Below are 14875 nucleotides of genomic sequence, written 5' to 3' on the forward strand. Positions count from 1 at the left end.
CCTATTTTTTACCTCTTCATATTGAGGAGCTCGCTCATCATGTCGTCTGTAGTAGTTATAAGCCTAGAGTTCGCCTGAAAGGCCCTTTGGGTAGTTATCAACTTTACGAATTCAGTTCCAAGATCCACTGTAGACTGCTCTAGGGCATTAGATGCTATGGATCCTAATCCATTAGTCCTGGGTTGACCTGTAATTGCCGGCCCTGAGGCAGTAGTTTGACGAAAGAGATTACCGCCTTCTTTGCCAAGGGCCTGAGGTGCGTTAAAACGTGCCAACGCCACCTGTGCTAGTGCTACAATCCGACCGTTTGAATAATGGCCAGATATAACCCCCTCTGAATCTACGTTAATGCTTTCGAGAAAACCTGGCCCAAATCCATCCTGGTCATAGAAGATAGTACTTGAACGATTGGCATACTGGGTTGAACTGATGGCATCTGTATTCCACTTTAAAACCGTAGGTGGAGATGTGGTACGATCTAGAGTTGCCTGTGCGCCAAAATTGAATTCTATAATCTGTGCAGACTGATCCTGACCCGTTGATGGATTTACAGTTCCTGTTGGCGGTATAAAAAATGCCACTAGTTGCGGATAATTATGATCTCCATAGGTTACTGGCTCCCAGGTACCACCATTAAAACGTTCAATGGGACTGGTTGGATCTCCGGCCTGTCCGTAGATCGCCTCAATTTGTCCCTGAGGAGTGAATTTGATGTGTCCCCTCATTAACATCCCAGCCTGTGGTGTACCAGCAGCAGCGCTCTTATCCTCATTGGGATTCATAGTCACTAAAAACTCCCACTCCCTCTCATTTGCAGTCCTGTCGAAATAGATCGTAAGGTCATGGGTATTTCCAAGGCTATCATATATATTTAGGGAGGTCCTATATTCATAATGAACATTTGCAGTAAGGGTCCCTGCATCTTTACCATCTGTGGAAACCCAGTCATCCCAAAGAGTAGCTGGGCTCACAGGTCCAGGAGTCCTGCTGTCCAGATTGACAGTTAATGTTGTTTGAGTTGTTGCTACTGGTGGTGAAGAATTTGATATTTGAATGCTCTGTATCCCACCAATTATTTCAGCGGAACCATCTGGTTGAGTCTCCATCTTCCAACCCTGCACCCTTAACCCGGCAGGATTCACCAAGTATCCAAATTGATCCAAGTGGAATTGACCATCACGGGTGTAATACAAGCTGTTTTCCACCTTTGGATCAGTGACGATAAAAAATCCATTTCCCGCAATGGCAAGGTCTGTAGGAGATGATGTGCTCTCAAAAGATCCTTGAATAAATAATGGAGAAACGTCTGCCATAGATGAACCGCGTCCTATCTGAGATGTGCCACTGGCGGTGTTAATGTTTAGGGCCATAATATCTTGGAATGTAGCCCTTGCCCCTTTAAAGGCTGTAGTATTGATATTTGAAATATTGTCGCCGATGACCTGCATGGCCGTCCCCATGTTTGAGAGCCCACTAACTCCTGAGTAAAGCGAACTTGTTAGACCCATATTTACCTCCCTAGGTTTTGTTTTACGCTTTGAATATCTTTAAGATTTGTTGTCTCTCCAGTATCTAAAGACAGTGCTATATTTCCATTTACCTCTGTCTTTAGGCCAACCACTGTGCCTTGAGTCCACAAGGTGGTATCCAGATTGTTGCCCTCTTGATCAAGAGCTGTAACTGTCATGAAATATGTACCAGGATTCACTGTCTCTCCTGCATCATCTTTCCCGTCCCAGACAAATTCGGTTTTTTCACCCTGAATCCCTCCAATATCTATATTTCTTACTATTCTTCCCTGTTCATCGGTTATAGTGACAAGGGTTGAGGCAGACGGTTTGTCCAGTTGAATCTTTACTGGGTCAGCTCCACCTTCTGTTAACCTTACGGCACTCCCTTTGTAGGTAACATCCTTTCCTAAAAAGCTTACGGATTCCGTCAAACTACTGGCTTCAGTAGCATCTACGAGCTTTGTAATTGCCTCATTGTTTTTATACATGAGATCAACCATATTGAACTGGGCCACCTGCGTAGCCATCTCAGCACTTTGCATTGGATTCATGGGATCTTGATACTGAAGTTGCGTAACAAAAAGTTTCATAAAATCTTCCCGGTCTAGCTGGGCTCTCTGATTATTGGAGGCCGCTTTTAGTTCTTCTATTCCGTTATTGCTCACAGTATTTATTGTTGGTACTGCCATTTCTTCTCTGCCTCCTTAAACCCTAATGCTAAGTGCTTGCCCTTGTGTCCAAGAGATAAAATGAGATCTGTTAATTTGATCCTCAGTTATATTTTTTGATTTAGCTGTTTTCCAAGACAGTCCTTTGGTGCTACCATCAGAGTTTCCCCTGTAACGATCGTGAAAACTCCACTGTGTTTGTGCATTTGATCCTGATTCATGACCTGATACATCCACACTAAATTCTTGGAGATGAAAACCACTATGTGCCAATGTCTCTTTCAAAATATTGTGGTGTTGAAGGAGTAGGCCCTTAACGTCTTTAACTTCTGTTACAAAAGCCGCCTTTACAGTGTTATCTGTCTGGTCTACCTTCAAATCCACCTTTATTCGCCCAAGTTCAGGGGGATGAAGCCTTAGATACAATCGATTCTCTCCCCTTTTTATGGATTGAACTATGCCCTTACCAATTGTATTAACGAGCTCAACGGCCTCTTGATCCAACACATGCGGTTTTACCGTATCTGTTGCCTGAGCATAGGACGTATTTCCAAGACCGGGTTTAACAGAATGATCTTGAATAGAGCCAGTTACATGCCCTATTTCTTTAAAATTGCTATTTTTTGCATTATTTTTCGCCAAATTAGGCTCATCAATATTATTACGATTAGCTTTTTCTTGTTTAAAAGGACTAATCTCTCTCAAGTCTTCGATTGCTTTGCCATCAGCCAAGACTTTACCATTACTCTCTTTTAACTCTCCTTGGTCATAGAGAGATATATTCTGATTGTTTTCATCTTTTAAAATAATTTTATTTGGCGATATGTTTTTCTTTGAATTTCCCTTTTCTTGATTTTTATAAAACTTATCAAGCTCCAAGCTTTCATTTCCAAACTTAGCTATTTTGACTGATTCTTGCTGTAACACAGGAGAATCATGTACTTTTCCTCGTATTACATTGAAACCATCTTGAAAAAAATCTCCTTTGGATGGACCAAAGGAGGGCTCCTCTTGATTTTCAAAACTATCCAGAATCTTGGAGTGATCTTTCTCTACAGTTATATTCGCAATCCCACGATATTTAGCGCCAGAGGCTAGATCTTCCGAGACTGCGGAATAAGGCATACCTTTTACATCCTTACCCCCTGCTGTTGACTGTGATTCAACCATAGGGGCTTTATTAGAAACATCTATTTGACGAAGAGTCTGTTGAACTATTTCCTTTGTTTGAAACTCCTCAAACTCGCTTGGACTAGACTTCAGAAAATCAATTATCCTTTTTAAGCTCTCGGTAAGCTCAGATATTTTTTTATTGTGAGGTGAAAGATCAGATTGCAAAAAGTGATTCTCAGATGGGATCTTTTTTCCATCTTCTTTAAAGAATTCTAGTTTTATTTGATCATCAGCATTAATTTCCTTATTAAGGCCAATAGGACCTGTTTTAATGTAATATTCATTAGGTTTTAATTGTGATTCTTTTAAAAAAACTACTTTATTCAGAGGATCAGTGAAATTTTTTTCTATAAGATCAATAATCCCAAATAAAAATCCTTGCCCATCCTCCCTTCCTTTAGATTCCGCCGTATTATCTTTAATTTTTGCCTCTTTTTCTAGACTTTGTAACGAATCCATCTGAGGTTCAGGGCTACTGCCTTCAACAGGCTCATCTAAAGGATTCGAAAAACTATTAAGGGCCTTAAAAAGTTCATTTAAATAGCCTTCTAAAGTCAAATCTCCATTAGACTGCTCCTTGGAAAGGTTCGTTAAAAATTCCTTAAGCTCTCCTAAGACCTGAGTCTTCAACCCCTGAACGCCATTTTCTCCAGCATCTTTGCACAATCCAGCCAAGGCCTCGTTGAACATTTCCACAAATTGATGATCTTCTGCAAAGACTTCTCCTGCGACAAAACCTTCCGTGGATCCTTTGATCAAAGATCCTGGAGTCATCAATCCCAATATTTCACTTAACAGGATCATCTAATAGTCTTCCTCTGCAAAGCATGCGTATGGTCTTGAAACATGAATTGCAAAAGACGTGCCTGGTATGAGATAGCTCTAAACTCTTTTTAAGATAGCTTTAAAAAGTTACTTTTTATTATGGGATTGAAAAAAGCTGTGGGGATATTTGAAAATTCTCAAGAATTGATTGAGGAACATTTTACCCATCATACTGGGCACTTGCTTCCATGGCGCTTTTGTGTACGATCACACGATCACCCCCAAGCTCTTTTGCTTTATACATGGCCTCGTCTGCCTGATGGATGAGCGTGTATAGGTCATCTCTCAACTTTCTATTAGTCCTTTTAAATCTTGAAATCCCTATACTAAGGGTTGTTCCCTTGCGGTCTGTCTCAAGGTAATTTTGTCTAATGCGTTCAGCAATGATCTGGACTTGTCTTAAATTTGCCTGTGGAATGATCAAGGTAAATTCATCTCCACCAAATCGAAACGCTGAATCAACATATTTTCTAGTGGAATTTATAAGGATTTTTGCAAGATTTCTGAGTATCTTGTCACCTTCTTGGTGTCCGTAGGTATCATTTACAGGTTTAAATTTGTCTAAATCTACTAAGATCAAAAAAAGGGGATAGCCCTGTCTATAGGCCCGCTCTGCCTCTTCCTCTAGCTTTTGTTCAAAGTATCTTCTATTGAATAAGTCCGTTAATCCATCTCTAATAGACAGTCTCTTTAATGTGGCCCTGAGGTTACGTTCTCTAATGACGCGCCTCAATTTTGCCTCGAGTTCATTAAAATTAAATGGCTTTTGAATAAAATCACTTGCTCCAGCACTAATTACATCAGTATAACTGAAGTCTTTCCCATAGCCCGTCATTACTATTATATCTGTATCTGGCCATCTTTTTTTTATTTCGCGGATGAGACGCATTCCATCCATCCTGGGCATTAAAAGATCAGTAATTACTATCGTCGCATGCTCTTGTTCCATTAACTCCAGGGCTTCAACCCCATCTTTTGCTATTTTAAAGGGAATGTTTATAGAGTCTATAAAATGACCTACGATCCCTAAAATTGCGGGATCATCATCAACTACTATAATGGATTGCTTTTCTTCATAGGCAAAACGTTCTGAGTCCTCTCGGAGGTCAACCAATTTTCCTAACCCACTCTCCCACGAAAAATGTCACTGGTAATCTATTGAATATGGTTAAAGACAAGTTGTCCTTCTATCTTGCATTTTTTAAAAAAGCTCTTAAATTATTTTATATGTCTCTTGACTGAATCCTTGAGTTCATCCAAATTAAAGGATTTAACTATATAATCGTCTGAGGCCCACGACGCAAGATCTTGTTTGTACTCAGGATAAGCACTACTCAATATCACTGGCACATCAGGTCTCTTTTGTTTCATCTGCCTCAAAACTTCGATGCCATCCATACCAGGCATGTTTATATCCAGAATTACAAGATCTGGGCAAATCTCATCAAAGAGAGCTAAAGCCTCTTCTCCGTCCATGGCAGAAATCACTTCATATCCTTCATCCTCGAGTTCTTCTCTATAAAGAAGGTGTATACTTTCTTCGTCATCTACCACTAAAATCTTCTTTTTTGATCCCATTATAAATATCCTCCTTTTTGGATTAGGCCTCAGTGGAGGTACAGCAATAAGTTATTGCTGCAAATTCCTAGTCTGTAAGCCCTCACTTGGTTCAATAGATTCGAAACAGCGTAGTGTTTAATGAACCTACTTCCCATAAATCAATGGTTCCTCAACAACGGACAGTGGACACCTTATGAGCACTTATCATTTATCAATACTTAGGTCTTTTTAAACTCTTTCCTAATATCTATCTCCCTGAGAAAGCGCGCAGCCTCTTCAGGAGGTGTAGGATTAATATAGAAACCTGTACCCCATTCAAATCCTGCCACCATAGTTAATTTGGGCATTATTTCAATGTGCCAATGATAGTGTTCAAGAGAGCCATTTCTTAGAGGTGCACTATGAAGCATATAATTATATGGGACTCGGGGTAGGGCCTTATTTAACCTTCTCATTACTTCACTAAAGAGATTAGTAAGGCCTAAAAGCTGATCTTCGTCCATATCAGTATATGAAGATTGATGCCTTTTGGGCATAATCCATATTTCAAAAGGTGACCGTGGAGCAAAAGGGCAAACTGCCACAAATTCCCTGTTTTCCGCTACAATTCTTATATTCTGAGAACGTTCTTGCCTTATAATGTCACAAAAGACGCATCTATCCTTATAATCAAAATATCTTAGGCATCCCTTAATTTCTTCTTCAATCCTGTGTGGCACAATAGGTAAGGCAATGAGTTGAGAATGAGAATGCTCAAGAGACGCCCCGGCTGCCCTCCCAAAATTTTTAAATATTATAATATACTTAAATCGTGAATCTTTTTTCAGATCTAGGATCCTATCTCTATATGCTCTAAATATCTGGATGAGCTGCTCTCTTGGCATATCAGAGATTGTCTCATTGTGATTAGGGGTCTCTATAATGACCTCATGTGCCCCTATTCCATTCATTTTGTCATAAATGCCCTCGCCTCTCTTATCTAAATCGCCTTCAATCACGAGGGCCGGGAACTTATTGGGAACTACCCTAAGTGTCCATCCAGGGGTATTGGGGGCAAAAACAGGTCTGCCATATGCAAGCACTTCAGGAGGAGTAGTATTTTCATTGCCTGGACAAAGGGGACAAAAGCCTCCTTTTGTCCGCTCTTCTTCAATTATAAAATCAGAGGGACGCTTTCCCCTTTCCTTTGAAATTATTACCCAACGACCAATAATTGGATCACGTCTTAACTCAGGCATGCTCTTTATCTCAAATTAGCCAAAGTCGATTCTCAAAATCCTTATCTGGGACCCTTACCCCAACAGCACCCACTTCAGGCCAACGCTCTACAGCGACCCCATCTCTAAATACCTCCACAAAAAAATCTAACTCCTCTCCTTCTCCCCTTCCCAATAGAGCAAACGGTAAACCGAGCTCGAGAATATCGTGGAATCCATACCTAACACCTACATCCTCGCAGTTCTTTTTTTGTCCGTCAACAAAAATCTCGTAACGCTGATGTGGTTCTCCCTCTTTTGCTGAAAACTTTAGGGCAAATTTGACTACCCTCTCGCCTCGAATGTTTACAACTATCTTTAGGGATTCCCTATGCCAACGGTCCGGATTTTCATAGGGGCTGACCTTTAAAAATAGAGAGTTTAAATTAAATCCGTAAAGGACTTCCTTGATATAATAAACAGGTTTATACATGCTAGTGAGAGTACTTGCCTCAAGGGAACCAGCTCCAGACCATTCCCAGTAAAAGCTTAGCCTTCCATCTATCTCTGGATCTATAAATCCCATGGGTTCTTTAACAAGACTTACAGCCTTTTCCCTCTTTATGGGTGTATCCAATGAAGAGGGCCATGGTTGTCCTATAGTCTCATAGACCCTCTTGAGATATGACCTAAAAAGAGAATCAAATAATAAGGCAAAATCAGAATGAAACTGGTCTCCGTACCACCAAAACCAGTCACTCCCTTCTGCAGCATATATCCACTCTCTTGCCTCTGCCAAAATACTCGGGTCTTTTGTGTGTGTCCCTTCTTCATTTGAAAGGGCCGATCTTGCAGAAAGGAGTTCCTCCCAAGCAGTATTTTCCTCTTTGCCTCCTATCCAAATAGAAAAATCACTGTTTATCCATGAACCAGTGTAAAGCTGCTTTATAGTTTTTGTCGGTGGATATTCTTCCAGATACTCTGTTATTGTTACAAACTGAATCTCTGGATCCTTTGAAATCTCATTATAAATTCCTGTTAGAAGATGTTGACCTCCGTCCTGATAATACTCCCATGGATTTTCGCCATCTAAAATGATGGCACATAATGGTGGACGTGAATGTCTTTTGCAATGTTCCAATATTTCCTTTAGCCTACTATGAAAGTCCCTAATGGCAATTTCTGTATCTGTTTTATGGTAAACAAAGCCAATGAGGTCACTGAGTTCATGGTGTCTAAAGACAATTGGTATAGAATAGTCCTTGTATTCAGCATAGTATGGCTCAAAAAGATTGGGATCTGAGACATGGCCAATGCTTCTCTTGAGAATCCCTTCGTCCGTTGCCATCCATTTAAAACCGGCCTCTCTGACCAATGGAATGAGTTCAGGGCATACTGAACCCTCTGAAGGCCAAAGCCCATTAGGTGACTTTCCGAAAAGCCTTTTCATATATTCTACAGACTTAGACAACTGGGCCAAGGCACCTCAGGATATGAAAAACAAGATGGAAGCATTGCATCTGGCATGGCCCTCCGGGCACTATCTGAATTAATCAATAATGGTAATATTGGATGATAAAAGGGAGTTGTAGTAATATCTATTTTCCCGCTTTTCCAAAGCTCTCTATATCTACTTATTAATGCCTCAAGGACCGATAAATGAAAGTCCAGAAGCCCATTTTTTTCATCTTCGGTAAATAGTCTCCCCTTTTTAAGCAGTCCCTGGATAAAAGGATCTTTCCTATGAGAAAATCCAACCCATGTAAGGTTGAACCAGACCTGTAGATCTCTTATGTCGTCGTCAGAGAACCTCCTCGATATTTCTTCTAAATTCAGTTTATTAATTTCTCTTCCGCGACACTCAAGTAATTGCCTGTATCTTTCATAAGGCTCCACCATTGTGGGCCAATGACAAGAAAAAAAATGTCTTAAAATAAAGACCCTTTCCTGGAAATTTAGATCTTGAGGTAGACGTCGGCTTAACTCAAGAAACCTGTCTTTTTTTTTAGAATACTGTTCTAATTGATATAGAAGGGAGGGCACCAGATTGAAGGTAACTCTTACATGGTCGTCAGCCCCTTCAAGGGCACTTATCATATCGCTATAGGCCTTTACTCCATGCAGTCTTACCCATGGCATCAAAAACTCTTGATTTTCAGGATCTATGTATAAGGGCTGATGCATGTGCCATAGGAAGGCAACATTTAAAGTCATCTCATAAGCCCCTTAATTTTTCCTCCTTTTCTTGACGCGCCTTACATTCAATACATAAGGTTGCAACAGGTCGTGCCTCTAGGCGTTTTACCCCTATTTCTTCACCACATTCCTCACATATCCCGTAAGTACCGTCTTCGATCCTTTCTAGGGCCTTTTTTATCTTCTTAATAAGCTTACGTTCTCTGTCTCGAATCCTTAACTCAAAACTCCTATCGGATTCCACTGTAGCCCTATCAGTAATATCGGGATAATGACCATTCATGTCTGTCATTTCTTCTAGAGTCTGCTCTGCCTCTCCAAGAAGCTCATTAAGCTTGTCCTCGAGAATCTTTTTAAAGTGGTCAAGCTGTTTCTGATCCATGAAATCCTCCGTAAGCTATGCTTCTTTTTTCCAGGTACCACTTTTTCCCCCGGATTTATATTCAAGTTGAATATTGGTTATTACAATACCTTTTTCCAATGCCTTTAACATATCATAGACAGTGAGGGCTGCGACTGTTGCAGCAGTCATGGCCTCCATCTCCACCCCGGTTTTAGCTGTAGTACGAGCTGTTGCCGTAATTTTTACGGCCCTTTCTTCAGGGATCAAATCAAAATCAATCCCCACAAAATTAAGAGGCAGAGGATGACATAAGGGAACAAGCTCGTCAACCCTTTTAGCAGCAAGAATCCCTGCAATTCTAGCCGTGGAAAAGACATCCCCCTTTGGAACCGACTTATCCAACAAGGCAGAGAAGGCATCTTCTCCCATCTTAACTACACAGGATGCGATAGCCTCGCGAGACGTCTGGACTTTTCCCGAGACATCCACCATCCTTGCCTTGCCCTGATCATCTAAATGGGAAAGTACCTTTACCATTTTCAAGAACCTTTTTTAACCTTCTTTCTCAAAAAAATCGAACTTTTTTAGGAATTTCTTTAAAAATCCCCCTTCTTTTTGGAGAGTCTCCTCTTTAGTAGATTCTATCTTCTGAAATTCCTCTAGTAATTCCTTCTGGCGTTCTGTGAGGTTTTGAGGTGTTTTCACAAAAAATTGAATAACAAAATCTCCTGAACCGAGACCCCGTAAATCAGGTATACCTTCTCCCTTGAGGCGAATGCTCTCCCCTGTTTGAAGTCCAGGAGGAATCTCTATTTCTTTAGTTCCATCCAGAGTTGGAACCTCTACCTTGGCCCCAAGGGCTGCCTGTGAAATAGAGATAGGCATGGTAAAATATACATCATTGCCCCTACGTTCAAAAAATTCATGGGGCTCTACGTGCAATACTATGTATAAATCTCCTCTTGGCCCACCTCTTAAGCCCGCTTCACCTTCTTCACGCAATCTCAGCCTAGAACCTGTATCCACTCCAGCAGGTATACGTATTGTAACTTTTTGACGTTGAGGCCTTCGACCCTTTCCACCACATGAAGGACAGGGATTTTCTATAACTTGCCCAGAGCCATTACAATTTGGACATGTTGTAGCAATTCTAAAGAAACCCTCAGCCCTCACTACCTGGCCTCGACCACCGCACATCCTACATATTGAAGGATGGGTTCCCTCTTTAAGACCTGTTCCACTACACGAACTACAGGTCTCAAGCCTCTCTATCTCGATCTCTTTTTCTACGCCTTTGACTGCCTCAATAAAGGTAATACTGAGATCATACCTCAAATCCCTGCCGGGCTGAGGGCCTCTTCGACTATGCACGTCACGAGACGAAAAGCCAAAGAATTCACCAAAAATATCATTAAAGGCACCAAAAATGTCATCAAAACCAGAAAAACCTTGGAATCCTGATTGCTTAAGACCTTCATGGCCATATGCATCATACAATCTCCTCTTTTCAGGATCCCTTAAAACTTCATAGGCCTCTGCTGCCTCTTTAAAGCGTTCTTCAGCCTCTTTGTCCCCGGGATTTCTGTCAGGATGATATTTTAATGCTAGCTTCCTATAGGCCTTTTTTATCTCTTCTTGAGTAGAGGAACGAGAAATTCCTAGGATTTCGTAGTAGTCCCTTTTCATAATCTACTTTGCTATGACACCAGAAGCATCTTCTTCTAGGGCCTTAAAAATACGCTGTTCTTCTGCCTCTTTTCCTAACTCTTCAATATTATCAAAGGTCACCTTTCCTGCAGCAATTTCCCTCAAAGCAACAACGATTTCTTTGTTTTTACACTTAATTAAGGGTTGGGCCCCCTTTCTAAGCTGTTTCACCCTCTCTACAGCAAGATGTACCAATTCAAACCTACTTCCAACTTTTTTCAGACAGTCTTCAACTGTTACTCGTGCCATTTTTTCCTCCAGAATTACAATGGAATTCTAATACAGGACTTAAAGCTTGATTATTATAATGTTACAATCTTTCCATGCAACCAAAATCCTGCATGACCCATATTCATAGCATGCTTTTGACATTGGCTAAATTGGTAAATCTGTTGGGTGATCCTGGAACATACGTACAGGAAGCATCCTACCTCAATGGCAAACTTGCCAATTCGAAAATTAAGGTGCAATGTATTAAAGGTGAGAAAAACAAAAAATTCATTATGAATCCCTTGCCTTTTAAAAGAAAAACGAATAAAAACACTGAAGTTCCCCTACGGTATGGAGGAGATTTTTAATGAATATCTTGGTAACTGGAGGAGCGGGGTTCATCGGTTCCAACCTTACGGACCACCTCGTCTCCAGAGGTGACAATGTAACTGTAATTGATAATTTAAGCACAGGATCACTAGATAATATTGCGCACCTGCAAAGACTATCTAATTTCAAATATGTAAATGATACCATTTTGAATGAAGAGGTAATGGATGAACTCACCAAAGAGGCAGACTGCGTAATACATCTCGCTGCTGCCGTTGGTGTAAAGTACGTACTAGAAAATCCCCTTACCTCTATTGAAACCAATATTAAGGGTACAGAAATAGTTTTGAATTGTGCAAACCGTCACAAAAAAAGGGTGCTCATAGCCTCTACCTCAGAGGTCTATGGTAAGCACATGCATGCGCCGTTAAAAGAGGATGACAATCTCATTTATGGCCCTCCCAGCACTATGCGTTGGAGTTATGCAGCGGCAAAACTCGTAGATGAATTCACTGCACTTGCCTATCATAGGACAAAGAAACTCGAAGTAATTATCTTTAGATGTTTTAATACCATTGGTCCAAGACAAACCGGTCTCTACGGAATGGTGGTACCGAGATTTATAAAACAGGCCCTCAGAGATGAACCAATTACAGTGTATGGAGATGGCACCCAAACCAGGACTTTCACCTATGTTGGAGATGTTGTTGAGTCTTTAACGCGACTCATGGAATGTGACGCAGCCATTGGAGAAATAATAAATATTGGCGGAAAAGAAGAAGTATCTATTAAAGAGTTGGCAGAAAGAATTAAAAAGCTTGCCAATAGCAACTCAGAAATAATATTGGTCCCATATAATCAAGCCTATGGAAAAGACTTTGAAGATATGATGAGAAGAGTCCCATCCCTTGAAAAACTTGAGGCCCTAATCGGTTATTCTCCAAACACTCCCCTTGATGAAATTCTCAAGAAGACTATTGAATACTTTAGGACAAAGGCAGATTAAGGCCATGTCATGGTAGGAGGTCTTAGAAGAGCCTTTACTGTACATTATCCTATAACATCACAAATCATACACTTTTTGGTGTTTTGCAATACATTTGAGGTGTGTACGCTACTCTTAGCTCACCACCTTTTTAATGCCTCTAGCTACTGGCGGAGAAGTCTCATTTCATGAAACAGATCTTTATGGACAGCGGCATATTATTTTTGATGGCCTTTAGTCTCTCTGCCCTTCTCACTCCTGGTATAATATGGGCATCTCGAACTTTAAACCTGGTGGCTCAACCAAGAGAAGATAGGTGGCATAGCAAACCTACTGCACTATTTGGAGGAATTGGAATTTTTTTGGCCTTTACAGTCCCTTTTGCCTTCACTCAATTACACTCATGGCAAGAAATTTTATTTCTGATATGCGCTTCCTCAATGTTCCTAGTAGGCCTCATAGATGATGTTGTAGAACTAACTCCCCAGGGCAAATTCTTGGCCCAAATCGCTATAAGTGCATTCATAGTGGCTGGTGGCTTCAGACTCAATATAGGTCTTCCTGCCATCTCCATTGTGATGAGCATATTTTGGGTCCTAGCTATAGTAAATGCCTTTAATCTTTTAGACAATATGGATGGGCTTGCAGCTGGCATAGCCGTTGTTTCATCTCTTTCATTTTTTGTTTTTGGTTATATTAGTCTAAAATGTCCCATTTTACTAAATGGTTCAGTACTGCTAGCTGGTGCTACTCTCGGATTTCTCATTTACAATTTTCATCCTGCTCGCATATTCATGGGAGACTGTGGTAGTCTATTTATCGGCTCTGTCCTAGCAATGCTCTCTATCATTGGTACTTGGCACTGTAATAGTGAACTGCCCTCTTCTGGTATAGCAGGACTCACAAACCTCGTACTTGTCCTCACGGTCCCTGTAGCTATACTCATAGTACCTATATTTGATACAGCCCTAGTCTCCTTTACCAGAACACAAAACGGGCGATCCATATTCAAAGGGGGTAGGGATCACACTTCACACAGGCTTGTATTGTTAGGATTGTCTGAAACTAAGACAGTACTCCTATTAATGCTCTGGGCCGCATGTGTTTCAGGACTTACTATTGTCCTGTCAAGACATAGTAAAGAAGGACTTTTTGTCGCCTTGGCTCTTATATCAATCATTGCCTTACTCTTTGGTATATTCCTTTCTCATCAAACAAGGTTTGTTTATCAGGAATCTTCGCCACAAAAAACTCTGACAGCAAACCCTGTCTTCCGGGAAATTCTTAATAAAAAACAAATGCTTCAGGCCACTCTCGACACCGTACTCATATGTCTTGCCTATATTGCCTCGTATCTATTGAGATTCGAGGGAAAGATTGATCCTGTAAATATGAAGTTAATCGAACAGACCCTTCCACTCATCGTCGCAATAAAAATCACATCGTTCTGGGCAGTTGGCCTATACAGGGGACAATGGAGATTTGTGGGTATATGGGACCTGTTTCAACTAATTAAGGCCGTTTTTGCCAGTTCACTCATTTCTATGACAATTTTACTGTTTCTTTATAGATTCCAAGGTTTTTCTAGAATTGTCTTTGTAAACGATGCAATTTTGACATTTCTATTTATAGGTGGAGTCAGACTCCTTTTGCGACTCTTCAAGGAATATTTTGACATGGAAAGGGAACGCAAACACACGATCCCCATCCTCATAATAGGAGCTGGTGATGGAGGAGATCTCTTTTTAAGAGAGCTTAGGAAAAATCCCTATCACGACTACCTACCTGTGGGCTTCATAGATGACGATCCTGCTAAAAAGGGACAAATAATCCACGGTGTAAAGGTTATTGGTGGGAGAAATGACATTCCCAGGCTGGTAAAACAATTTGGAATAAAAAAGATCTTTGTGGCAATAATGTCTATTTCCCCTAAGGTCTTAGATGAATTTTACTGTATCGCTCAAAAAGTAGGGGTTCCCTGCATAAAAGTTCCCAGTCTTATCCCACCAAAACCAGTTACCCATGAAGCGTATGGCCCAAAAGGGAAAAAGATTGTAAGTATTCGTAATAGAAAAATTAGGACCTAAATCCTGCACGGCAAAAGGGGGCAAAAATGAATTATTTACGATTTTATAGAGTATTAGCTAACATCTGGCTTCTCACTAAATTCA

14 protein-coding genes are annotated in these 14875 nt (G+C 40.7%); 2 read left to right on the plus strand and 12 right to left on the minus strand.

Going from position 1 to position 14875, the window contains the following annotated elements:
* Positions 1–8: 8 nt before the first annotated feature.
* From DBT_RS00380 to rpoZ, 12 genes are all read right to left on the minus strand, one after another.
* Entirely contained in the window at positions 9–1508 is a 1500-nt protein-coding gene (locus DBT_RS00380; protein ID WP_067615329.1) for a flagellar hook protein FlgE, read from the minus strand.
* A 2-nt stretch (positions 1509–1510) separates the two neighbouring features.
* Entirely contained in the window at positions 1511–2200 is a 690-nt protein-coding gene (locus DBT_RS00385) for a flagellar hook assembly protein FlgD (RefSeq protein WP_067615331.1), read from the minus strand.
* 15 nt (positions 2201–2215) lie between these two features.
* Positions 2216–4156: a flagellar hook-length control protein FliK gene (locus DBT_RS00390; protein ID WP_067615333.1), complete on the minus strand. Its 1941-nt coding sequence runs from the start codon at positions 4154–4156 to the stop codon at positions 2216–2218.
* Between the two features lie 181 nt (positions 4157–4337).
* The gene (locus tag DBT_RS00395) at positions 4338–5291 is read right to left on the minus strand and encodes a GGDEF domain-containing response regulator (RefSeq protein WP_244155268.1); all 954 of its coding nucleotides are present in this window, start codon (positions 5289–5291) and stop codon (positions 4338–4340) included.
* 104 nt (positions 5292–5395) lie between these two features.
* Positions 5396–5755, minus strand: coding sequence for a response regulator (locus DBT_RS00400; RefSeq protein WP_067615335.1), 360 nt, complete (start codon positions 5753–5755; stop codon positions 5396–5398).
* Between the two features lie 200 nt (positions 5756–5955).
* Positions 5956–6975: a galactose-1-phosphate uridylyltransferase gene (galT, locus tag DBT_RS00405; protein WP_067615337.1), complete on the minus strand. Its 1020-nt coding sequence runs from the start codon at positions 6973–6975 to the stop codon at positions 5956–5958.
* Between the two features lie 10 nt (positions 6976–6985).
* On the minus strand, positions 6986–8383 hold the full coding sequence (locus tag DBT_RS00410; protein WP_067615339.1) for a glycoside hydrolase family 57 protein: 1398 nt from the start codon (positions 8381–8383) through the stop codon (positions 6986–6988).
* A 5-nt stretch (positions 8384–8388) separates the two neighbouring features.
* Positions 8389–9147, minus strand: a complete 759-nt coding sequence (locus DBT_RS12585; protein WP_067615341.1) for a hypothetical protein — start codon at positions 9145–9147, stop codon at positions 8389–8391.
* 1 nt (position 9148) lies between these two features.
* Positions 9149–9511, minus strand: a complete 363-nt coding sequence (gene dksA / locus DBT_RS00420; RefSeq protein WP_067615343.1) for an RNA polymerase-binding protein DksA — start codon at positions 9509–9511, stop codon at positions 9149–9151.
* Between the two features lie 15 nt (positions 9512–9526).
* Positions 9527–10009, minus strand: a complete 483-nt coding sequence (gene moaC / locus DBT_RS00425; RefSeq protein WP_067615345.1) for a cyclic pyranopterin monophosphate synthase MoaC — start codon at positions 10007–10009, stop codon at positions 9527–9529.
* A gap of 15 nt (positions 10010–10024) precedes the next feature.
* A complete protein-coding gene (dnaJ, locus tag DBT_RS00430) occupies positions 10025–11158 on the minus strand; it encodes a molecular chaperone DnaJ (RefSeq protein ID WP_067615347.1) in 1134 nt (377 codons plus the stop codon).
* A gap of 3 nt (positions 11159–11161) precedes the next feature.
* Positions 11162–11428 (minus strand): DNA-directed RNA polymerase subunit omega, encoded by a 267-nt coding sequence (gene rpoZ, locus DBT_RS00435; protein ID WP_067615349.1) that lies wholly within the window; start codon positions 11426–11428, stop codon positions 11162–11164.
* Between the two features lie 328 nt (positions 11429–11756).
* On the opposite strand from rpoZ, the gene DBT_RS00445 reads away from it, so the two are divergent.
* Both DBT_RS00445 and DBT_RS00450 read left to right on the plus strand, forming a co-directional pair.
* Positions 11757–12725 (plus strand): GDP-mannose 4,6-dehydratase, encoded by a 969-nt coding sequence (locus DBT_RS00445; RefSeq protein ID WP_067615353.1) that lies wholly within the window; start codon positions 11757–11759, stop codon positions 12723–12725.
* Positions 12726–12892: 167 nt separating this feature from the next.
* Positions 12893–14791 carry a hypothetical protein gene (locus tag DBT_RS00450; protein ID WP_067615355.1) on the plus strand — a complete coding sequence of 633 codons (1899 nt, stop codon included), beginning with the start codon at positions 12893–12895 and terminating at the stop codon, positions 14789–14791.
* Positions 14792–14875: the final 84 nt, after the last annotated feature.

This window comes from Dissulfuribacter thermophilus (assembly GCF_001687335.1).
Classification (GTDB): Bacteria; Desulfobacterota; Dissulfuribacteria; order Dissulfuribacterales; family Dissulfuribacteraceae; genus Dissulfuribacter; species Dissulfuribacter thermophilus.